Source organism: Millionella massiliensis (assembly GCF_900104655.1).
In the GTDB taxonomy this organism is placed as follows: domain Bacteria; phylum Bacteroidota; class Bacteroidia; order Bacteroidales; family Rikenellaceae; genus Rikenella; species Rikenella massiliensis.
The window spans coordinates 496,127-516,984 of record NZ_FNWD01000002.1; the positions used below are offsets into that span (position 1 = coordinate 496,127).

The 20,858-nt window shown below is 57.0% G+C and carries 21 protein-coding genes; 14 read left to right on the top strand and 7 right to left on the bottom strand.

Translation table 11 applies throughout. The features are described from left to right. Positions 1–48 precede the first annotated feature (48 nt). Both fbaA and BQ5379_RS02150 read left to right on the top strand, forming a co-directional pair. The gene (fbaA, locus tag BQ5379_RS02145; RefSeq protein WP_071133913.1) at positions 49–1,122 is read left to right on the top strand and encodes a class II fructose-bisphosphate aldolase; all 1,074 of its coding nucleotides are present in this window, start codon (positions 49–51) and stop codon (positions 1,120–1,122) included. Positions 1,123–1,237: 115 nt separating this feature from the next. Then, positions 1,238–2,461 (top strand): 6-phosphofructokinase, encoded by a 1,224-nt coding sequence (locus tag BQ5379_RS02150; protein ID WP_071133914.1) that lies wholly within the window; start codon positions 1,238–1,240, stop codon positions 2,459–2,461. Between the two features lie 89 nt (positions 2,462–2,550). Here BQ5379_RS02150 and BQ5379_RS02155 read toward each other — a convergent pair whose 3' ends face one another. Together BQ5379_RS02155 and BQ5379_RS02160 are read right to left on the bottom strand one after the other, a co-directional pair. After that, the gene (locus BQ5379_RS02155) at positions 2,551–3,612 is read right to left on the bottom strand and encodes a glycosyltransferase family 9 protein (protein ID WP_235846019.1); all 1,062 of its coding nucleotides are present in this window, start codon (positions 3,610–3,612) and stop codon (positions 2,551–2,553) included. Positions 3,613–3,624: 12 nt separating this feature from the next. Continuing rightward, positions 3,625–4,230 (bottom strand): DUF4254 domain-containing protein, encoded by a 606-nt coding sequence (locus tag BQ5379_RS02160; protein ID WP_071133915.1) that lies wholly within the window; start codon positions 4,228–4,230, stop codon positions 3,625–3,627. 90 nt (positions 4,231–4,320) lie between these two features. Between BQ5379_RS02160 and BQ5379_RS02165 the strand changes: the two genes are divergently transcribed. Further along, positions 4,321–5,244, top strand: coding sequence for a glucosaminidase domain-containing protein (locus BQ5379_RS02165; protein ID WP_235846020.1), 924 nt, complete (start codon positions 4,321–4,323; stop codon positions 5,242–5,244). A gap of 128 nt (positions 5,245–5,372) precedes the next feature. Here BQ5379_RS02165 and BQ5379_RS02170 read toward each other — a convergent pair whose 3' ends face one another. Continuing rightward, positions 5,373–5,786: an OsmC family protein gene (locus BQ5379_RS02170; protein WP_071133916.1), complete on the bottom strand. Its 414-nt coding sequence runs from the start codon at positions 5,784–5,786 to the stop codon at positions 5,373–5,375. Positions 5,787–5,875: 89 nt separating this feature from the next. Here BQ5379_RS02170 and BQ5379_RS02175 point away from each other — a divergent pair, with 89 nt between their 5' ends. From BQ5379_RS02175 to BQ5379_RS02190, 4 genes are all read left to right on the top strand, one after another. Continuing rightward, a complete protein-coding gene (locus BQ5379_RS02175) occupies positions 5,876–7,216 on the top strand; it encodes an MATE family efflux transporter (protein WP_071133917.1) in 1,341 nt (446 codons plus the stop codon). A 13-nt stretch (positions 7,217–7,229) separates the two neighbouring features. Continuing rightward, the gene (yihA, locus tag BQ5379_RS02180) at positions 7,230–7,826 is read left to right on the top strand and encodes a ribosome biogenesis GTP-binding protein YihA/YsxC (RefSeq protein WP_071133918.1); all 597 of its coding nucleotides are present in this window, start codon (positions 7,230–7,232) and stop codon (positions 7,824–7,826) included. A 73-nt stretch (positions 7,827–7,899) separates the two neighbouring features. Then, positions 7,900–8,844, top strand: a complete 945-nt coding sequence (locus BQ5379_RS02185) for a ribose-phosphate pyrophosphokinase (protein ID WP_071133919.1) — start codon at positions 7,900–7,902, stop codon at positions 8,842–8,844. A 122-nt stretch (positions 8,845–8,966) separates the two neighbouring features. Beyond that, positions 8,967–9,677, top strand: a complete 711-nt coding sequence (locus BQ5379_RS02190; RefSeq protein WP_071133920.1) for an RluA family pseudouridine synthase — start codon at positions 8,967–8,969, stop codon at positions 9,675–9,677. A 203-nt stretch (positions 9,678–9,880) separates the two neighbouring features. On the opposite strand, the gene BQ5379_RS02195 is transcribed toward BQ5379_RS02190, so the two are convergent. The 4 genes from BQ5379_RS02195 to rlmD are packed head-to-tail and all read right to left on the bottom strand — an operon-like array spanning position 9,881 to position 13,041. Then, complete coding sequence (locus BQ5379_RS02195) at positions 9,881–10,441, bottom strand: sugar O-acetyltransferase (RefSeq protein ID WP_071133921.1); 561 nt, start codon at positions 10,439–10,441, stop codon at positions 9,881–9,883. Positions 10,442–10,492: 51 nt separating this feature from the next. Then, positions 10,493–10,900: a cytidine deaminase gene (locus BQ5379_RS02200; protein ID WP_071133922.1), complete on the bottom strand. Its 408-nt coding sequence runs from the start codon at positions 10,898–10,900 to the stop codon at positions 10,493–10,495. Between the two features lie 38 nt (positions 10,901–10,938). Then, positions 10,939–11,607, bottom strand: coding sequence for a tRNA (5-methylaminomethyl-2-thiouridine)(34)-methyltransferase MnmC2 (gene mnmD, locus BQ5379_RS02205; protein WP_071133923.1), 669 nt, complete (start codon positions 11,605–11,607; stop codon positions 10,939–10,941). Between the two features lie 24 nt (positions 11,608–11,631). Next, positions 11,632–13,041, bottom strand: a complete 1,410-nt coding sequence (rlmD, locus tag BQ5379_RS02210) for a 23S rRNA (uracil(1939)-C(5))-methyltransferase RlmD (protein WP_071133924.1) — start codon at positions 13,039–13,041, stop codon at positions 11,632–11,634. A gap of 85 nt (positions 13,042–13,126) precedes the next feature. Here rlmD and BQ5379_RS02215 point away from each other — a divergent pair, with 85 nt between their 5' ends. Genes BQ5379_RS02215 through BQ5379_RS02245 form a run of 7 tightly spaced genes read left to right on the top strand, consistent with a single transcriptional unit; the run spans position 13,127 to position 20,818 of the window. Beyond that, complete coding sequence (locus BQ5379_RS02215; protein ID WP_205408188.1) at positions 13,127–13,813, top strand: MBL fold metallo-hydrolase; 687 nt, start codon at positions 13,127–13,129, stop codon at positions 13,811–13,813. After that, positions 13,803–14,483 carry a tRNA (guanosine(37)-N1)-methyltransferase TrmD gene (trmD, locus tag BQ5379_RS02220; RefSeq protein ID WP_071133925.1) on the top strand — a complete coding sequence of 227 codons (681 nt, stop codon included), beginning with the start codon at positions 13,803–13,805 and terminating at the stop codon, positions 14,481–14,483. The genes BQ5379_RS02215 and trmD overlap by 11 nt, the downstream gene beginning before the upstream one ends. A gap of 6 nt (positions 14,484–14,489) precedes the next feature. Beyond that, on the top strand, positions 14,490–15,656 hold the full coding sequence (gene lpxB, locus BQ5379_RS02225) for a lipid-A-disaccharide synthase (RefSeq protein ID WP_071133926.1): 1,167 nt from the start codon (positions 14,490–14,492) through the stop codon (positions 15,654–15,656). After that, a complete protein-coding gene (locus tag BQ5379_RS02230; RefSeq protein WP_071133927.1) occupies positions 15,653–16,288 on the top strand; it encodes a fumarylacetoacetate hydrolase family protein in 636 nt (211 codons plus the stop codon). The genes lpxB and BQ5379_RS02230 overlap by 4 nt, the downstream gene beginning before the upstream one ends. A gap of 11 nt (positions 16,289–16,299) precedes the next feature. Then, on the top strand, positions 16,300–16,908 hold the full coding sequence (locus BQ5379_RS02235; RefSeq protein WP_071133928.1) for a Maf family nucleotide pyrophosphatase: 609 nt from the start codon (positions 16,300–16,302) through the stop codon (positions 16,906–16,908). Between the two features lie 13 nt (positions 16,909–16,921). Continuing rightward, positions 16,922–19,024, top strand: coding sequence for a S46 family peptidase (locus tag BQ5379_RS02240; RefSeq protein WP_071133929.1), 2,103 nt, complete (start codon positions 16,922–16,924; stop codon positions 19,022–19,024). 6 nt (positions 19,025–19,030) lie between these two features. Beyond that, complete coding sequence (locus BQ5379_RS02245) at positions 19,031–20,818, top strand: aminopeptidase P family protein (RefSeq protein WP_071133930.1); 1,788 nt, start codon at positions 19,031–19,033, stop codon at positions 20,816–20,818. Positions 20,819–20,858 lie beyond the last annotated feature (40 nt).

Here is a 20,858-nt window from a genome sequence, read left to right on the forward strand (position 1 = left end):
AGGATAGATTCCCAACCAAGGAACAACACACTTAAACATACAAGAACCATGAGCGACAAAAAATTTCCGGCAGGAGTTCTCACCGGCGACAAAGTAGGCCAACTCTTCGCCTACGCCAAAGAAAAAGGTTTTGCCATCCCCGCGGTTAACGTAACCGGCACCGACACCATCAATGCCGTACTCGAAGCCGCTGCAGCCGTCAACTCTCCGGTCATCATCCAAATTTCCAACGGCGGCGCCGCATTCGTTGCCGGTAAAGGACTCAAACTCGAAGGCCAGGAATCTCAAGTACTCGGCGCTATCGCTGCCGCCAAACACGTTCACACCGTAGCTAAAGCCTACGGCGTACCCGTTGTGCTCCACACCGATCACGCAGCAAAAAAACTGCTGCCCTGGATCGACGGCCTGCTCGACGCCAGCGAAAAACACTTCGCCGAAACCGGCACCCCGCTCTTCAGCTCGCACATGCTCGACCTGAGCGAACAGATGCTGGCCGAAAACCTCGAAATCAGCTCGAAATACCTGACCCGCATGGCCAAAATGGGCATGACCCTCGAAATCGAACTCGGGATCACCGGTGGCGAAGAAGACGGTGTCGACAACTCGCACGTTGACTCTTCGAAACTCTACACCCAGCCCGAAGATGTGTGCCAGGCTTACGAAACCCTGATGAAAATCAGCCCGAACTTCACCATCGCAGCCTCGTTCGGTAACGTACACGGCGTATACAAACCCGGTAACGTAGTCCTCGAGCCCAAGATCCTGCGCGACTCGCAAGCCTACATCCACGAAAAGCTCAACACCGCCAGCGACAAACCCGTTAACTTCGTATTCCACGGCGGTTCGGGCTCGGAACCCGAAAAAATCGCTGAAGCCATCAGCTACGGCGTCATCAAGATGAACATCGACACCGATACCCAATGGGCCTTCTGGAACGGTATCCGTCAGTTCTACCTCAAAAACGAAGCCTACCTGCAGGGTCAGCTCGGTAACCCCGAAGGTCCCGACAAACCCAACAAAAAATACTACGATCCCCGCAACTGGCTCCGCGCAGGCGAAACTTCCATCATCGAACGCATGAAAGTCGCCTTCGAAAACTTGAACTGCATCAACGTTCTGTAAGCCGCAGCGTACGGAATTAACAAAACCCACGAACAGCCCCGTCCTCACGGGGCTGTTCTCTTATAGGGCTGTCAATTCAAAAATTTTTCACTAACTAACCTACAACCTAACCGTTATGAAAAATGCAGTAGCTATCCTTTGCGCCGGAGGTCCCGCCCCCGGAATCAATACCGTCATCAGCGCCGTGACCAAAATCTTTACCCAAAACGGATATAAAGTCATCGGTTTGAACGGCGGTTATAAAAGCCTCGTGAGCGACGAACCCGACTTCGTATACCTCGATTTCGAAACCGCCGACAATATCTACTGCCGCGGTGGATCGGCCCTGGTCATGAGCCGCTACAAACCCAGCGACAAAGAATTCCGTACCGACTTTTTCGAAAAATACAACGTCAAGGTCCTCGTTACCATCGGTGGCGATGACACCGCCTCGACCGCCAACCGACTCACCAAGTTCCTCAAACAGAAAGGACTCAACGTCTCCAGCATCCACGTACCGAAAACCATCGACAACGACCTCCCCCTGCCGGCCGGTTACCCCACCTTCGGCTACAACTCGGCCAAGGAAGAGGGCGTAAAACTCGCCACCACCCTCTACGAAGACGCACGCACCAGCGGCAACTGGTTTGTCGTATCGGCCATGGGACGCGAAGCCGGACACCTCGCATTCGGGATCGGAGCAGCCTGCCACTATCCGATGATTGTCTTCCCCGAAATGTTCAACAAAACGCCGATCACGTTCGACAAGATCGCTCGTCTGGTCATCTCCTCGATGGTCAAACGCCGCCTGATGGGCATCCCCTACGGCGTGGCCATCATCTCCGAAGGCGTGTTCCACTTCATGACCGACGAAGAGGTCATCAATACCGGCGTACAGTTCACCTACGACGAACACGGCCATCCGGAACTCGGCAACGTCAGCAAATCACATATCTTCAACATGCTCGTACAGCAGAAACTCAAAACGCTGCGTATCAAAGTCAAGAGCCGCCCGAACGAAATGGGTTACGAACTGCGCTGCTGCCGTCCGATCGCCTACGACCTCTCGTACGCCACCCAACTCGGTCTGGGCGTATATGAACTCTACGAAGCCGGCCATAGTGGATGTATGGTTACCGTCGGTCGCGACGGTTCAGTCGAGCCGCTCTTCATGGATAGTGTGGCTGACAAAGACGGCAAGATCATGCCCCGTTTGGTCGACATCAACTCCCGCAAGGTGCAGCAGATCATCCAAAACAACCTGCACTACATCACGCCCGAAGACTACAAGGGAGCAGCGAAATATGTCGACAATCCCGAAGAATACGACTTCATGAAGATTCTCGAATGGGACAAATAGGTCATCGACCGTTCATGCCTTCTACAAACAAAAATCCTTTCCTCGAAATGAGGAAAGGATTTTTTGTAAACTGTATTACGTTCCGTAGATTATCGCAGATGAGTTATAACGCGTTCCAAAATCACCTCGGGCTTCAAATCATTCAGGCAGGCATAATCCCCGCGCCAACACTCCTTATGTCCATAAACTGAGCAGGGACGGCACGGCATATCCAGTTGCACGGCATCCTCCACACTCTGACCGAGCCCCAGGAATCCCGCATAGGGATGTGTAGCTCCCCAAACCGAAACCACGGGAACGCCAACCAACGACGACATGTGCATCGCCGACGAATCCATCGACACCATCAGATCAAGATTCGCGATCAGATCGATCTCCTCGCGTAACGAGAACCGCCCAACCACCGACACACACCGTCCGGCAGGAGCTTCACCTGCCGCTTCGTCGGCCAACTGTTTCTCTTCCTTACCACCTCCGAACAGGAATATCGTCACCGACGGATCGCGGTCAATCAGCATTCGGGCCACAATCCGCATCTTTTCCATCGGATAGACTTTTCCCTTGTGCTGAGCGAAGGGGGCAATGCCCACCCAGCACTCACCCGGGGCCTTCACTCGCCCGAGTCCGGCTGGAACAGGACGCTGCTGCCGGTAACTGGACAAGTCGGTTGAAATCGGAGGAAGTTCAAAACCGGCCGCACGGAATACGTCGGCATAACGTTCAACGCTGGTTCGCAGCTGTTTGAGTACCTTTCCTTTACCGGGCTGTGCGGTAAGCGCCTTTTTCTCCGAACGCCCTTTGTCAATCGACCAGGTACGCACCCCATGCCATGCATAGGCTTTACGCAACAGTTTGGAGTAGATCTTATCTTGCAGATCAATGATCCCGTCAATATCGGGATGCGCCGCCCGCAACTCACGCCACAGACGCTTCAACCCTTTCCATCCGCGGTGGTAGTCAGCCAGATCGACCGGATGGAACTGAAGACCGGTGAGATGATCGAAAAAGGGCTGGAAAAACTCCCGCGTCAGCAACACCATCTTCGTTTGGGGATAGCGACGCGCCACTTCGGCCAGTACCGGAGCGGTCATCGCCACGTCGCCCATGGCCGAAGAGCGAATTACCAATATGTTGGTCGGAACGTTTTTCACTGCCTGGCGATCCTATTTTTTCGCATACAACACCGGATTCAGTGCCGGATCGTTGTACATTTTCATCTGTTTGTAGAGTTTCATGTATTTCCGCCCGGCCTCAATGTCGGCCAACAACTCTTCGATCGCCTGCGAAAGATCGGTCCGCTGGGTCAGCAGCACATCGAGTTTCGCCTGACAGGCCTGACGGTGTTCGGGAGCAACATCGCTGCGCAACACCTCCTGTTGCATGTGGTAGATTTTCAGCGCCAGGATCGACAAGCGGTCCACAGCCCAAGCGGGCGTTTCGGTGTTGATCCGGGCATCGGGTGCCGGCACTACCGCTTTATAGCGATCAAGGAAATAGCTGTCGATATATTCGACCATATCGGTACGCTCCTGATTCGACGCATCGATCCGCCGTTTGATGGCGAGCGCCTCTACCGGATTGATTTCCGGGTCACGGATGATATCTTCGAGGTGCCACTGCACCGTATCGATCCAGTTTTTATGGTAGAGCAGATGTTCGATGCTACCGGCCGAATAGGGATTTTCGATGGGGGCGTCCACCGAATCGGTGCGGTGATAATCGTCGATGGAACGTTGAAAAATCTGATTACAAAGGGCGGTGAACTCCATAGTTTTTTCGTTTGCAGGGCAAATATAAGACAATTTTGACGGAAAGCTCCTTATTTTCTAAATTTGCCCGGCACCATCATGCACAAATTCATGCAGCTACATCGCATCGGTCTGTGTGCCTTGCTGTTGCTGATACCGGCAGCGGCACAGGCACAATACAAAATGACCACTCAGGAATACATCGACACTTATAAGGAACTGGCCATACGCTCGATGGAGGAGTACGGCATCCCGGCCAGCATCACCCTCGCGCAGGGTCTGCTCGAATCGGGCAACGGAGGTAGCCGCCTGGCCGTGGAGGGCAACAACCACTTCGGCATCAAGTGCAAAAGTAACTGGACGGGAGGGCGTATCTACCACGACGATGATGCGAAAGGGGAGTGCTTCCGCAAATACCGGAACGCCGAGCAGTCGTACCACGACCACTCGAAATTCCTGACCGAATCGCCCCGCTATGCCGATCTGTTCAAACTCGACATCACCGACTACAAGGGTTGGGCCTATGGGCTGAAAGCCGCCGGTTACGCCACCAACCCCCGCTATCCGCAACTGCTGATCGACCTGATCGAAAAGAACCGACTCTACCAGTTCGACCGCGAAAAGAGTCGTGGCGGAATCCTGGCCCGCCGCACGGAGCGCAAAGAGGCACGTGCCGAACTGAACGAGCCGCTGCCCGAAAAACATACAATCGAACGTAACAACGGAGTCCGCTACATCGTCACGTTGGAAGGGGAAAGTTTCGCCTCGATTGCCGCACAGTACAATCTGTCGGTCAAACGGCTGCTCAAGTACAACGACCTGCGCAATTCGTTCCCGCTACCCGCAAGGACAGCACTCTACATTGAGCCCAAGCGTAACCGCTCATCGTCGGCCGCGATGCACACCATCGAAAACGGCGAATCATACCACTCCGTGTCGCAGAAGTATGGGATCAAGCTCAAACGTCTGCAGAAGATGAACCCGGTGACCCGTCAATCTGCGCCTCGTGTGGGTCAGCAACTTCGCCTGCGCTAACCATGCGCGTAGCGAAGGGTAAAACCATCCACCCCGCACGTTTTTCCTAACAATGCCCATAGCAAAAATGACGGAGGCGTCGATTCTTTTGATCGACGCCTCCGTTTAGTATTCCCTCAAAAAAGGATTTAGTTTTTCCCGTAGTGGAAAATGACCGTCTGTTTCAGATCGGGATGCAGCGAGTTGGCCACCGGACACTCGTGAGCTGCCACCTCCAGAATCTTCTTCACTTTCGGATCGTAATCCGACGGGAAGGTCAGTTCAACAACAACCTCCACAATTCGGCGCGGAGCGGTGCCCATAATCTTGGAGATATTCACCTCCGTTCCGTCAATATTGAATCCGTGAGCTTCGGCTGCCTTGCCCATAATGGTCAGCATGCAGCTGCCCAGCGCAGTGGCCAACAAGTCGGTCGGCGAGAAAAATTCGCCCTTACCCCCATTGTCAACCGGCGCATCGGTCGTAATTTTGTTTCCGGACTGCAAATGTTCTGCCTCGGTATGCAAACCGCCCAAATAGCGGGTATGAACCGTGATTCCCATAATTCAATGCGTTTAATTGGTTTCAGACACCAAAGATAAGGTATATCTTCGTATCTTTGCAACCCTTTTTTCCACCGAAAGACTGCCGTATGAAGCAATACAGCTACCGGAACATCTGGCAAGTGGCCTTCCCGATTCTGCTGAGCCTGCTCATGGAACATATGATCGGGCTGACCGACACCGCCTTTTTGGGACGTCTCGGCGGACACGCCGGCGAAGTGGCCCTCGGCGCATCGGCCCTGGGCGGAGTCTATTACATCGCCGTATTCATGCTCGGCTTCGGCTTCAGCGTCGGCGCCCAGATTCTCATGGCCCGCCGCAACGGCGAACAACGCTACCGAGAGATCGGGCCTATTTTCCAACAAAGTGCCGTATTCCTGATCTTTCTGGCCGCCGTCGTATTCACCTTCTCCAAGCTCTTCGCGCCCCGCATCCTGAGCAACCTGATCTCTTCGAGCGAGATCTACCACGCCACACTGCAATACCTCGAATGGCGCGTTTACGGTTTCTTCTTTATCTTCCTGGCCGTTATTTTCCGTGCCTACTACGTTGCCATCACACGTACCAAGATACTGACCATCAACTCGATTGTCATGGTACTGAGCAACGTGGTACTGAACTACGGCCTGATTTTTGGCAAATTCGGTCTGCCGGCCCTCGGCGTGGCCGGTGCAGCCATTGCCTCGTCGGTAGCTGAACTCGTCTCGCTGCTTTTCTTCGTAATCTACACGTCGCAGAAGATCGACTGGCGCAAATACGACCTGTTCCGCCGCACTCGTTTTAACTTACGACAGCTGGGCCACGTGCTGAGCCTATCGTCCTGGACCATGGTTCAGCAATTCGTGGCCGTCAGCACCTGGTTCATGTTCTTCATCGCCATCGAACACCTCGGCGAACGACCGCTGGCCGTGACCAACATCGTGCGGAGCGTCTCCTCGCTGCTCTTCATCATCGCCAGTTCGTTCGCCACCACCAGCAGCTCGCTGGTTAGCAACATGATGGGCGCCGAACAGCCCCAGCAGGTCATGCCTACGGTCTGGAGGGTCATCCGGCTTTGCTACATGATTATCCTGCCGCTGCTGGCCGTAATCTTGCTCATCCCGCACCTGGTACTACGCATCTATACCGACAACCTCGAACTGATCGACGCCTCGGTACCGGCCCTGATGGTCATGTCGTCGGCCTACCTGATCCAGACCTCGGCCTTCATCTGGTTCAACACCGTCTCCGGAACGGGCAACACCCGTGCTGCTTTTACCCTCGAAATGGCCGCCATCATCAGTTACGCCCTCTACGTCTATTATGTAGTGATCCACCTCAAGGCCGACGTCGCCTGGTGCTGGACCTCGGAACACCTCTACGGCATCGTGATGTTCACACTGGCCTTCCTCTACATGTGTAAGGCCGACTGGCGAAGCAAAAAAATATAACTACCTTTGAGCCATGAACATCGCCTCCGCAACCTTTCAGTGCAGCAGCCAGAAGGCCTCGCAATGTCCGGCAAGCTCGATGCGTGAATTCGCCTTCATCGGCCGCTCGAACGTCGGGAAATCATCGCTCATCAACATGCTCACGGGTCGCCCCGGCCTGGCCAAAGTCTCCAGCACCCCCGGCAAGACAAGACTCATCAACCACTTCATCATCAACGAAGAGTGGGCACTGGTCGACCTGCCCGGCTACGGCTATGCCAAAGTCTCGCGCCGCGAACGGAGCGGATTCTCGTCACTGATTACGGACTACGTACTCAACCGCGAGCAGCTCTACTACCTGTTCGTGCTGGTCGATTCGCGCCATGAACCGCAAAAAATTGACCTGGAATTTATCCGTTTTCTCGGAACCCATGGCGTACCGTTCGGCATCGTCTTCACCAAAGCCGACAAACTCTCTCAGGCACAGCTGAATCGAAGCATCACCACCTACAGCCGCCAACTCAGCGAAGAGTGGGAAGAGCTGCCCCGAATGTTCGTAACCTCGTCGGAGAAGGGTCGCGGACGCGAGGAAATTCTGGATTTTATCGAAATTTGTTTAGAACAGAGTTAAAAAAAAGTTACCTTTGCGGCTGTCGAAACGACACCTTGATATACAACAACACCTAATATCCGAAGCGTAAATCATGGGCGAACCTCACAAAATCAAATTCTTCACCTGCCGTAACTCGCGTTACCTGGCCGAAAAGATCGCAAAACACTATGGTTCTGAGTTGGGTAACTCCGTCGTACTGGAATTCAGCGACGGTGAATTTCAACCGGCCTATGACGAAAGTATCCGCGGTTGCACCGTATTTATCGTCTGCTCGACCTTCCCGCCGGCAGACAATATGATGGAACTGCTGCTGATGGTCGATGCGGCCAAACGTGCCTCCGCAAAACGCGTCGTTGCCATCATGCCTTACTTCGGATGGGCACGCCAGGACCGCAAAGACCGTCCGCGCGTGTCGATCGGTGCCAAACTGGTAGCCAACCTGCTCCATGCAGCCGGCGTTGACCGCATCATGACCATGGACCTGCACGCCGACCAAATTCAGGGCTTCTTCGACGTTCCGGTCGACCACCTCTACGCCAGCGGCGTCTTCGTTCCCTACATCAAGAGCCTGAACATCGAAAACCTGACCGTTGCAACCCCCGACATCGGAGGTTCGAAACGTGCCAATGCCTACGCACAGTACCTCGGTGCCCCGATGGTCATCTGCCACAAACACCGCTCGAAACCCAACGTCGTCAGCGAAATGACCGCCATCGGCGAAGTCAAGGGACGTAACGTCGTGCTCTTCGACGACATGATCGACACCGCCGGTACCATCACCAAAGCGGCCGACATGATGAAAAACATGGGCGCTCTCTCCGTGCGTGCCGTCGTCACCCACCCGGTGCTCTCCGGCCCCGCTTACGAACGCATTGCAGCCAGCGCACTCGACGAGATCATCACCACCGACACCATCCCGCTGAAAGAGGGTAAAGACATCTCGAAATTCAAGGTTCTCACCGTAGCCGACATCTTTGCCGACGTGGTGGAACGCGTATACAACTACAAGGAAATCAGTTCGATGTTCATCTTCTAACGCGCAAGAGAGACATCGTTCCCGAATAAACACCTGTTTTCCCGTCGGCACATACTTTCGGTTCACCCGCCCCCACTGAATGAACCGGAAAGCCGACGGGATTTTTTATACCCGCCTGCTCCATGATAGAAGTACTTTACGAAGACAACCACGTGATCGTGGTCAACAAACGCCCCGGCGAACTCGTGCAGCCCGATCCCACCGGAGATCCTGCATTGGAGGATACCGTAAAGGCTTATATCAAAGTTAAATACCAGAAACCGGGAGCCGTATTTCTGGGCGTCGTCCACCGCATCGACCGCCCCGTCGGCGGAGCTGTGCTGCTGGCCCGTACCTCGAAAGCGCTTGTGCGGCTCAACGAGCAACTGAAACAGCGTCAGTTCCGAAAAATCTACTGGGCCATTGTCGAAAACAGACCGGAGCAGAACGAAGGCGAGTTGCGGCACTTCATTGTCCGCAACGGGAAGACCAACAAATCAGTAGCCTACGCCACGCTGAACGCCGTTCCACGGAATCTGCAATCCGACGCAAAGGAGGCGATCCTGCGCTACACGCTGCTGGCATCGAGCGACCGGTATCATCTGCTGGAGATCGAACTGCTGACCGGTCGGCACCACCAGATCCGGTGTCAGCTGTCGAAAATCGGCTGCCCGATCAAAGGCGACCTGAAATACGGAGCCAGCCGTTCGAACAAGGACGGAGGGATTTCGCTGTGGGCGCGCCGCCTGACGTTCGAGCATCCCGTTACGCACGAAACGATCACCGTCGAGGCGCCCACTCCGCGTGAAGACAAACTCTGGGCCTACTTCGAAGAGTCGGTCAAAAAACAATAACCGCGCCCCCTAATAAGCCACAACGGGACGACAGAAAGAAGAGGGGAGAAGAAGAGAAAGGGAGAGAGAAAAGGAAGGGAGAAAGATAAAAACTGCGGAGAACTAAAACGGCATCCTATGATTAATGGCGAGGCCAGTCCCCGGAACAGCCCGGCCATCGCACGAATTCCCTACGCACAAAAAGAGCAAAAGGCCGCTTTAGGTCAGCGCAACCGTCGGATAATACGAGCCGGATTGCCTGCCACCAGCACATCGTCGGGGACATCTTTGGTCACCACGGACCCTGCCCCCACGACACAACGGCTGCCGATCGTCACGCCGGGACAGATCACCGCGCCGCCTCCGATCCAGCAATCGTCACCGATCGTGACCGCTTCGCCCCACTCCTGACCGAGCCGCCGCGTGTCCGCATCCATCGGATGAGTCACCGCATAGATCTGAACATTAGGACCGATCAGCACATGCGACCCGATCCGTACACGCCCCACGTCGAGAATCGTGCAGTTAAAATTCAGAAAAACTCCTTCGCCGCACGAGATATTATAGCCGTAATCGCAATAAAACGGCGGTCGGATCCTCGTTCCCCGCGGACAGTTCGGCAGAATTTCGGCCAACAGCTCTTCAGCCTCATGCAGCGGACGGGCCGCAAATTCGGTATTCAGCCGGTGCAGTCTCGGCAACAGATAGGCACGATCACGGTCGAGTTCAGGCTCCCTGGGTTCAAACGGTTCACCCGCCAGCATCTTTTCCTTTTCGCTTTTCATAAGGGGATTACGTTTACGACTCAACAAACGGAAGGCACGTACCGAAGAAAACTATTTAAATTCAAAAGCGAAAGGCAGCAACTCGGTCGCCATCGCCTCACGGCACAATTCGCCGGTCCGATCGGCCATCACCACACGGATATCACAATTGTGCTGGGCGCGCACCGCCTCCAGCAACACCTCGCGACACCCACCGCACGGAGTGACCGGCACTGCCGAATCGGGCGACGCGATGGCAATGGCCTCGATTTTCAGAGCAGGGTAGGTGGCCCGCGCAAAATTTACAGCCACACGTTCCGCACAACTCCCCAGCGGATAGGCACGATTTTCCTGATTATTCCCGCACACGACCGTTCCATCCTCCAACAGCACGGCCGCACCCACCCGAAAACCGGAGTAGGGTGCCCAGGCTCGTTGTGCAGCTTCCAGCGCTTTGGCAATCAACTGTTTGTTTTCCATGTCGTTCAAAGATTTTCGGCAGTTCTTCGCCGAATCGCTTACTCCATCGGTCGAACCGCCCGCACCATGTGGCGTTTGCCCAGCGCACCCGGCAGACGTGTCACCTCGAACCCCGCAGCACGCAAAGCCTGCTTGACCGTTCCCTTGGCGGAGTAGGTCACCAGCACGCCACCGGGCCGCAAAAGCGTGAACATTCCGCCCATAATCTCCTCGGTCCACAGTTCGGGCTGGGCATCGGGAGCGAAAGCATCGAAATAGACCAGATCGAAACGCTCGGCCAGCCGAGTAAAATCAAACGTCGTCAGGTCTGCGGCATATTTCGTCAGCGAAACGCCCTCGGTCCACTCGTGCGCAATGCCATCCCACGGAACAGCGTGCATCCGTACAAACCGCGGATCATCGGTATAGTGCATCCCGCGGAGCGTCTCTTCGTCCAGCGGATAGAGGTCAATGGCATGATAGTCGATCTGCAGGCCCGATTCCTGAGCACGTCGGGCGGTGAGCCACGCATTCAGCCCCGTCCCGAAACCGACTTCGAACACCGCCACCTGCCGACGACCCGTCATCGCGACAACCGCGTCCAGCCCGGCACGGAGATAGACATGCTCCGCTTCGCCCACCGCCCCCCGGTCGGAGTGGTACAACTCACCCAGTACCGCGTGCCGCAGGGTCAGCGATCCGTCGTCCGTTTCGATCCATTCCGCCATGTGCACCCCTCCTGTCTCAGCCAACTATCGACGCACCAGCTGCACCACATTTTCGACATGGTGCGTATGGGGGAACATATCCACCGGCTGTACGCGGGTCACGCGATAGGCTGCATCGAAGATGGCCAGGTCACGCGCCTGCGTGGCCGGGTTGCAGCTGACATAGACCATCCGTTCGGGAGCTGCCGCCAGAATGGTCGCCGCCACATCGGCATGAATACCGGCACGCGGCGGGTCAAGAATTATCACGTCGGGACGACCGTGACGCTCGATAAACTCCGCGTTCAGGACATCCTTCATGTCGCCCGCAAAGAACAGCGTATTGTCGATTCCGTTCAGTGCGGAGTTCTGTTTGGCATCTTCAATCGCCTCGGGCACATACTCGATACCGACCACCTTCCGGGCACGCGCCGCCACGAAGTTGGCAATCGTCCCGGTTCCGGTGTAGAGGTCGTACACCACTTCGCTACCGGTCAGTTCGGCAAACTCACGCGCCACTTTGTAGAGGTTGTAGGCCTGTTCGGAGTTGGTCTGGTAGAACGATTTGGGATTCACGCGGAAGGTCAGATGCTCCATGCGCTCCTCCATATAAGGCTTGCCGGCGTAACAGAAGACCTCCTGGTCGCCGATCGAGTCGTTCAGTTTTTCGTTCACAATGTAATTAAGCGACGTGATCTGCGGGAACTCCCGGATCAGTGCATCGAGCAGCGCTGCGCGCCGTTCGGCATCGTCCCGCGCGAAAACGACCGTCACCATCACCTGACCGGTCGTCGCGGTACGGATAATGATGTTCCGCAGGAAACCCTGATGGTCGCGCAGGTTGTAGAATTCGAGTCCCTGCTCTTCGGCCAGCCTTTTCACCGCCAACCGAATGGCGTTCGAAGGCTCGGCCTGCAAGTGACACCACTCCACGTCGAGCACCTTGTCGAACATGCCGGGAATGTGGAACCCCAGCGCATTACCGTCGCCGGTAGCCGCACCGGCCGCCACCTCGGAACGGGGCACCCAACGCTTGTTGGAGAAGGTGAACTCCAACTTGTTGCGGTAATATTCACTCCGCTCCGACCCGATAATGGGCGAAATTTCGGGGAGTTCGATTTTTCCCAGCCGACGGAGCTGATCCTCGACCTGTCGCTGTTTGTATTCGAGCTGCATCGGGTAGGGCAGCGCCTGCCATTTGCAACCGCCGCACTCGCCGTAGTGTTTACAGAAAGGTTCGACCCGAATGGGGGAACGCTTCACGAAGTTCACCACATAACCCTCCATAAAGCGACGCCGTTTGTTGTTGATCTGCACATCGACCACGTCGCCCGGCACGGTGTGGGGCACGAATACCACAATGTCGTTATACTTTCCGAGCGATTTGCCCTCGGCAGCTATATCGGTAATTTCCAGACCGTCGATCTGGGGATACTTGCTCTTTCTCGGCTTCATAAATGATGGCTATCGGTTCAGATACGGGCAAAGATACGGGTAAAATTCGTAAATTTGGAACCGAATAACCTTATCCTCGTCCCTTATGATCAAACTGGCAACGCTCACCTTCAACCCTTTCGGTGAGAATACCTATATCCTCTTCGACGAAACCCGCCAGTGCGTGATCGTCGATGCCGGATGCAGTTCCGACAAAGAATGCCAAACACTGGTCAGCTTCATTGAGAAAAACGAACTGACCCCCATCATGGCCCTCAATACCCACGGGCACGTAGACCACATCTGCGGCGTGGACTTCGTCAAACGGCAATGGGGCATCCCGTTCGCCCTGCACCGTCTGGACAAACCGATCCTCGAGCTGGCCCACGCATATGCAGACTGGGGATTCGACGTGGAGCATATTCCCGTCCCGGAGATCGATCTGGCCGATACCCCTGAAATCGAGGTCGGCAACAGCACCCTGCGAATCTTCCACACACCAGGCCACACGCCGGGCCATGTCGTGATCCACGCCCCCGAAGCCGAACTGCTGCTGACGGGCGACCTGCTGTTCAAGGAGAGCATCGGTCGTACCGACCTGCCCGGCGGGAGCTATCCCGACCTGATGGAGAGCATCGTCGAACGGGTCATTCCGCTGGGAGGCGACACCCGCATCTTCCCCGGCCACGGTCCGCAGAGCACCATCGCACACGAAGAGATGTTCAATCCGTTCATCGTGGAAGCCCTGCGCGGCGACGTGAACTACAAAGCCCGTCAGACCCATGAGAATTGACATCATCACCCTGCTGCCCAAACTGTTGGACGGCGCCCTGAGCGAATCCATTATCAAACGGGCCCAGGACAAAGGGCTGGTCGAGATCCACATCCACAACCTGCGCGACTACTGCGAAGACAAGCACCGCACGGCTGACGACTACCCGTTCGGAGGCGAAGCCGGGATGGTGATGAAAGTCGAACCGATCTACAAGATCATCACCCGGCTCAAGTCCGAACGCACGTATGACGAAGTGATCTATACCTCGCCCGACGGAATCACCTACAACCAGAAGGAGGCCAACCGTCTCTCGACACTCGGCAACCTGATCATCCTCTGCGGCCACTACAAAGGGGTGGACTACCGCGTGCGCGAACACCTCATCACCCGCGAGATTTCGATCGGCGACTACGTGCTCACCGGCGGGGAACTGGCCGCCGCCATCATCACCGACAGCGTCGTGCGGATCCTGCCGGGCGCCATCGGTGACGAATGCTCGGCCCTGACCGACAGCTTCCAGGACAACCTGCTGGCCCCGCCCGTCTACACCCGTCCGGCCGAGTTCAACGGTTGGCGTGTACCCGACGTACTGCTGTCGGGCAACTTTGCCGAAATCTCCCGCTGGCAGGAAGACCAAGCCTACGAACGGACGCAACGGTTGCGCCCCGACCTGTTGGAAATCAAATAGAACGGTATGAGATACTACATCATCGCCGGCGAAGCCTCGGGCGACCTGCACGGGTCGAACCTGATCAAAGGGCTGCTGCACACCGATCCCGAAGCCGAGATTCGCTTCTGGGGCGGCGATAAAATGATTGCCGCTGCTGGCTCGCACGGAACGCTGGTCCGCCACTACAAAGAGGCCTCGATCATGGGCTTCTGGGAAGTGCTCAAAAACCTGCGGCGCATCGGCCGGCAGATGCGCTTCTGCCGGGAAGACATCGCCGCATGGCATCCCGATGTACTGATTCTAATCGACTATCCCGGATTCAACCTGCGGATGGCCCGCTTCGTCCATACCCACCGCTGGCCCGATCCCGACAAACGTCCCCGCGTGTTCTACTACATCGCCCCAAAAGTGTGGGCCTGGAAAGAGAAACGCGTGGTCAAGCTGCGGGAATACGTCGATAAACTCTTCATTATCTTCCCGTTCGAGATCGAATACTTCCGCCGCCACGGCATCGAAGCCTTCTACGGCGGCAACCCGCTGATGGACTCCGTCTCGCAACGCCCCGCCGTCACACCCGAAACAGCCGCTGCGTTCCGTCGCGAAAACCACCTCGACGAACGCCCCATCATCGCATTGGTTGCCGGCAGCCGGACCTCCGAAATTCAGTACAACCTGCCCAATATGGTCGCCGTTTCGCGGTTTTTCCCCGACTATCAGTTTGTCGTGACCGGTGTGTCGTGGCTCGACCGTTCACTCTACGACCGTTACCTCGGCGGAAGCGACGTCCGTTTCGTATGCGACAAAACCTACGAAACCATTGCCCTGTCGGCCGCCGCACTGGTCACCTCCGGAACGGCTACCCTCGAAACCGCCCTGCTGAACATTCCGGAAGTAGTATGCTTCCGAGGTTCCGGCATCAGCATTTGGATCGCAAAAAAACTGGTCAAACTGCGCTTTATCTCGCTGGTAAACCTGATTATGGACCGCGAAGTGGTGCGTGAGCTGATCCAGGAGATGTTCACCCCCGCCATTGCCGCCGACGAGTTGCGCGCCGTACTGCCCGGCGGGTCGAAACACGAACGCATGCTGCAAGACTACCGCGACCTGCGTACCGCCATGGGCGAAGCCGGCGCATCGGAACGCGTCGCCGCCGAAATGGTCCGCATCCTAACCGAAAAACAACCCCAATGAAAATCATCTGCATCGGCATGAACTATGCCGAACACGTCAAAGAACTGCCGTCCGTGTGGGACGGCAAAGAGCGGCCGATTCCCCGCGAACCGGTCTTCTTCATCAAGCCCGACACGGCCCTACTGCGCAACAACGACCCCTTCTACATTCCCGACTTCAGCGAAGACCTCCAGTACGAATGCGAAGTCGTGGTACGCATCAACCGCCTCTGTAAACGGATCGAAGAGCGTTTCGCCCACCGCTGTTACGAAGAGGTCGGACTCGGCATCGACTTCACCGCTCGCGACCTGCAACGCAAATGCAAGGCCGCCGGTCTGCCGTGGGAGATCGCCAAAGGGTTCGACTACTCGGCAGCCATTTCGCCCACCTTCATCCCGAAATCGGAACTCCCCGACATCCAGAGCCTCCACTTCTCCATGGACCTGAACGGAGAGCGGAAGCAGACCGGATTCACCGGCGACATGATCTTCAGCATCGACCAGATCATCGCCTACGTTTCGCGTTTCGTGACCCTCCGCATCGGCGACCTGATCTTCACCGGCACCCCCGTCGGAGTGGGGCAGGTCCACATCGGCGACCGGCTGACCGCCCAACTCGAAGGCCGCACGCTGCTCGATTTCGATATCAAATAGCTGCTTCAGACATGATTTGCGACCCACAACTGCAACAGATCGAGCTCATACTGGCCAGCGGTTCGCCCCGCCGACGCGAGTTGATGGCCGGCCTCGGCCTGCCGTTCCGCATTGCCGACGCCTACTCCGTCGAAGAGCGCTATCCGGCCGATACCGAGCCTCATGAAGTGCCGCGCTACCTCTCGCAACTCAAATCGAAGGCCTATCCCGACACGCTGGGCGAGCACGAGATTCTCGTAACGGCCGATACGGTCGTCATCCATAGCGGCCAGGTCATCGGCAAGCCCCGTGACCGGGCCGATGCGCTCCGTATCCTCGGCATCCTCTCCGGTTCGACCCACGAAGTCGTCACCGGACTGACCCTGCGCAGCGCCCGGGCCGCGACCACCCTGTCCGAGACCGCCCGCGTCACCTTCGGCCCCCTCAGCCCGGAACAGATCGCCTACTACGTCGACAACTACCGTCCCTACGACAAAGCCGGCGCCTATGGCATTCAGGAATGGATCGGATATGTCGGCATCGAACGGATCGAAGGTTCGTTCTACAACGTCATGGGCCTTCCGACCCGGCTGCTCTATACCGGCCTGATCGATTTTCTTCACACCCAACAAAACATTTAGACAACCGCGATACATGAGAAAACTGACCTATCTTGCCCTCACCCTCTCGCTGCTGTTCACCCTGCCGGCCAGCCGTGCCGACGAAGGGATGTGGCTGCCCAGCCTGATCGAACAGGGCCGTATCAAAGACATGCAGGCCAAAGGGTTCCGGCTCACCGCCCAGGACCTCTACGCCGTCAACCAGGCCAGCCTGAAAGATGCCATCGTCCGCTTCGGCAGCGGCTGCACCGGCGAACTGATCTCCGACCAGGGACTGCTGATCACCAATCACCACTGCGGCTACGGCCAGATCCAGCAACACAGCTCCGTCGAACACGACTACCTGACCAACGGTTTCGCCGCCATGAACCGCTCCGAAGAGCTTGCCAACCCCGGTCTGGTGGTTAGTTTTCTGGTCGAGATGCGGGACGTGACCGATGCCATCCTGAAGGGCGTCAAACCCGATATGGATGAAGCCGAACGTACAAAAATCATCGACCGCAACAAGAAAAAAACCGTCCAGACAGCCACCAAAGGCAACCACTATAAAGCCTCGGTAGAAGCCTTGTACTACGGGAACCAATATTTCCTGTTCATCTACGAAGTTTTCGAAGACGTTCGCCTGGTCTTCGCTCCGCCGTCGGCCGTCGGCAAATTCGGTGGCGACACCGACAACTGGATGTGGCCCCGTCACACCGGCGACTTCTCGATCTTCCGCGTCTACGCAGGCAAGGACAACAAACCCGCCCCTTATTCGCCCGACAACGTTCCCTACAAACCCCGCAAATCCTTCACCATTTCGCTGAAGGGGGTAGAGGAGGGTGATTTCACCTTTGTTTACGGTTTTCCCGGCCGCACCTACCAATACCTCCACTCCGAAGCCGTGCGCTACACCCAGGAGCTCGGCGATCCCCATAAGGTACACCTGCGCACCCTGCGGCTCGAGGTAATGAACCGGGCCATGGCCGCCGATCCCGCCGTCCGGATCCAGTACGCCGCCAAAAACGCCAGCGTATCGAACGCCTGGAAAAAGTGGCAGGGCGAGATGAAAGGTCTCCAACGCCTCGGCACCGTCGCCAAGAAACAGGCCTTTGAAAAAGAGTTCGAAAGCTGGGCCGCCGACAAACCCGCCTACAGCGGTGTCACCCGCCGTCTTGCCGCCCTCTACGACACACTGGAGCCCTACGCCTTCGCCCGCGACTACCACACCGAAGCCGTGATGGCCATCGAACTGCTCAAATTCGCCGGTAACTTCGCCAACGTAACCCGTTTCGACGACGAAACGATCGACAAGCTGCAGGCCGCGGCAGACAAGTTCTTCAAAGACTATGTACCGGCCATCGACCGCCAGACCGCCCAGACGCTGCTGGTGGAATACACGAAACACATCCCCGTACGTTTCCGTCCCGAAGGGATCAACCCCGGCACGCTGACCACCACCGTGTTCGACAACAGCATCCTGACCGATTCGACCAGCGTGCGCAACCTGTTGGCGAGCGGCGATACCACCGCGATCCGTCAGCAACTCCAATCCGACGCAGCCATTAAGGCCTACAAAGCCTTCAACGACACCTACAAAAACGAAATCGAACCGCGCTACAACCAGCTCAACAAACAGATCGACCAACAGTACCGCACCTACATGCGCGGCATGATGGAGATGCTCGAAGGGCAGCGCGAATTCTACCCCGATGCCAACTCCACGCTGCGCATCGCCTACGGCAAAATCGACGGCTACCGGCCGATGGACGCCGTCTACTACGAACCCGTGTCGACCCTCGAAGGCGTCATGCAGAAAGACAATCCCGAGATCTACGATTACGACGTTCCGGCCCGTCTGCGCCAGATTTACGAAACGAAAGATTATGGCCGGTGGGCCGTAAACGGCACCGTGCCCGTGGCCTTTATCGCCACCAACCACACCACCGGCGGTAACTCCGGCAGCCCCGTGCTCAATGCCGACGGCCAGCTGATCGGCGTCAATTTCGACCGCTGCTGGGAAGGAACCATGTCCGACCTCGAATACGACCCCACCGTATGCCGCAACATCGCGCTCGACATCCGTTACGCACTGTTCCTGATCGACCGTGTCGGTGGGGCAGGGTACCTGCTCGATGAAATGAAATTCGCAGAATAACACGCCATGGAAACAGCGAACACCATCCGGGAACGTCTGGCCGCCCTCCGCGCATGGATGCGCACCCAAGGGATCGACGCCTTCATCGTTCCCTCCAACGATCCCCACTTCAGCGAATACGTCGCTCCGCACTGGGGTTGCCGTGCCTGGATCAGCGGTTTCGACGGTTCGGCCGGCACCGTCGTTGTCACAGCCGAACAAGCCGCCCTCTGGACCGACTCGCGCTATTTTCTGCAAGCCGAGGCCCAGCTCCAGGGAACCGGCATCGAGCTGCAACGGCTCGCCCTGCCCGACACCCCCACGATTCCGGAGTGGCTCAACACTACCCAAGCCGCACGGGTTGGGGTAGACGGTCTGCTGTTCAGCAAATCGGCCTTCGATCGTTTGCAGCAGGAATTGAGGGGTTTCAGTATCACATTGAGTTCGACAGACGATCCGTTCGACACCATCTGGACCGACCGTCCCGCACTGCCGAAACAACCGGCCCGCCTGCTGGCCCCCGAATACAGCGGCGAAACGGCCCTCAGTAAACAGGAACGCATCCGAGCCGCACAACCCGACGGAGCCATCCGCCTGATCGCCGTACTCGATGAGATTGCCTGGACGCTCAACCTGCGTGGCCGTGACATCGAATACAATCCGCTTACGGTCAGCTATCTCGCCATCGAGCCCGGCCAATCGCTCCTCTTCATCGACCGCGACAAACTCACACCGGCCGACCGTGAACAACTGCTGCTCAAAGCCGGCGTAGCGATCCGCCCATACGACGAGTTCGCCGAGTACCTCGCTTCGCTGAGCAACCGACCGGTCATCGCCAACCCCAACGGACTCGACATTCGCCATTGGAACATCCTCGAAAAGGCCGGTGCACGGCTTCAACCCGAAACCACCCCATACGGACTGGTCACCGCTCTGAAAGCCGTTAAAAACCCGACCGAAATCGCCGGATTCCGCCGGGCCATGGAGACCGACGGCGTCGCCCTGGTGCGATTCGAAATGTGGCTCGAATCGAGTCTCAGCAACGGCGAGCACCCCACAGAACTGGAGATTGCAGCCCGGTTGCACGCATATCGTGCTGCCGGCGAAGGTTTCCAGGACGAAAGTTTCGAAACAATTTCAGGCTACGGCACCCACGGAGCCATTGTCCACTACAGCGCTACGCCCGAAAGCGACATCCCCGCCGGACAGGAGAGTTTCCTGCTGATCGACAGCGGAGGCCAATACCTGTACGGCACAACCGACATCACCCGCACCTACCACTTCGGCCGACCGACCGCCGAACAGCGCCGCGACTATACGGCCGTCCTGCGCGGAATGATCGACCTCTGTGCCGCCCGCTTTCCGGTCGGCACGCGCGGAGCACAACTGGACGTGCTGGCCCGCCGCTACCTGTGGGAGATCGGCCAGAACTACCTCCACGGTACGGGACACGGCATCGGACACTTCCTGTGCGTCCACGAAGGGCCGCAATCGATCCGAATGAACGAAAACCCCGTTCTGCTGGAGCCGGGCATGGTGCAAAGCTGCGAACCGGGTCTCTACCTGGCCGGCAAGCACGGCATCCGCATCGAAAACCTGACCCTCGTGACGACCGAAGGGTGCCCCGACGGATTCCTTCGCTTCGAACCGCTGACTCTGTGTCCCATCTCGCTGACCGCCGTCGATATCGATTCGCTCGACCGTGCCCAGCGCGAATGGCTCAACGCGTACCACACCGAAGTCTATCGTCGTCTGTCGCCCTACATGACCCCGGACGAGCAAAGATGGCTGCAAACGAAGACTTGTCCAATTTAGGCACACTTCTTGATCATTTCTCTTATCAGAGTATTCACCC

Coding starts and splice junctions, on each gene's coding strand:
- mnmD (WP_071133923.1), bottom strand. CDS start 11,607: ATGGCGGAATGGATCGAAACGGACGACGGATCGCTGACCCTGCGGCAC.
- BQ5379_RS02215 (WP_205408188.1), top strand. CDS start 13,127: ATGATCAAACTGGCAACGCTCACCTTCAACCCTTTCGGTGAGAATACC.
- BQ5379_RS02165 (WP_235846020.1), top strand. CDS start 4,321: ATGCAGCTACATCGCATCGGTCTGTGTGCCTTGCTGTTGCTGATACCG.
- BQ5379_RS02160 (WP_071133915.1), bottom strand. CDS start 4,230: ATGGAGTTCACCGCCCTTTGTAATCAGATTTTTCAACGTTCCATCGAC.
- BQ5379_RS02200 (WP_071133922.1), bottom strand. CDS start 10,900: ATGGAAAACAAACAGTTGATTGCCAAAGCGCTGGAAGCTGCACAACGA.
- BQ5379_RS02150 (WP_071133914.1), top strand. CDS start 1,238: ATGAAAAATGCAGTAGCTATCCTTTGCGCCGGAGGTCCCGCCCCCGGA.
- BQ5379_RS02230 (WP_071133927.1), top strand. CDS start 15,653: ATGAAAATCATCTGCATCGGCATGAACTATGCCGAACACGTCAAAGAA.
- fbaA (WP_071133913.1), top strand. CDS start 49: ATGAGCGACAAAAAATTTCCGGCAGGAGTTCTCACCGGCGACAAAGTA.
- yihA (WP_071133918.1), top strand. CDS start 7,230: ATGAACATCGCCTCCGCAACCTTTCAGTGCAGCAGCCAGAAGGCCTCG.
- lpxB (WP_071133926.1), top strand. CDS start 14,490: ATGAGATACTACATCATCGCCGGCGAAGCCTCGGGCGACCTGCACGGG.
- BQ5379_RS02235 (WP_071133928.1), top strand. CDS start 16,300: ATGATTTGCGACCCACAACTGCAACAGATCGAGCTCATACTGGCCAGC.
- BQ5379_RS02190 (WP_071133920.1), top strand. CDS start 8,967: ATGATAGAAGTACTTTACGAAGACAACCACGTGATCGTGGTCAACAAA.
- rlmD (WP_071133924.1), bottom strand. CDS start 13,041: ATGAAGCCGAGAAAGAGCAAGTATCCCCAGATCGACGGTCTGGAAATT.
- BQ5379_RS02240 (WP_071133929.1), top strand. CDS start 16,922: ATGAGAAAACTGACCTATCTTGCCCTCACCCTCTCGCTGCTGTTCACC.
- BQ5379_RS02170 (WP_071133916.1), bottom strand. CDS start 5,786: ATGGGAATCACGGTTCATACCCGCTATTTGGGCGGTTTGCATACCGAG.
- trmD (WP_071133925.1), top strand. CDS start 13,803: ATGAGAATTGACATCATCACCCTGCTGCCCAAACTGTTGGACGGCGCC.
- BQ5379_RS02245 (WP_071133930.1), top strand. CDS start 19,031: ATGGAAACAGCGAACACCATCCGGGAACGTCTGGCCGCCCTCCGCGCA.
- BQ5379_RS02185 (WP_071133919.1), top strand. CDS start 7,900: ATGGGCGAACCTCACAAAATCAAATTCTTCACCTGCCGTAACTCGCGT.
- BQ5379_RS02195 (WP_071133921.1), bottom strand. CDS start 10,441: ATGAAAAGCGAAAAGGAAAAGATGCTGGCGGGTGAACCGTTTGAACCC.
- BQ5379_RS02175 (WP_071133917.1), top strand. CDS start 5,876: ATGAAGCAATACAGCTACCGGAACATCTGGCAAGTGGCCTTCCCGATT.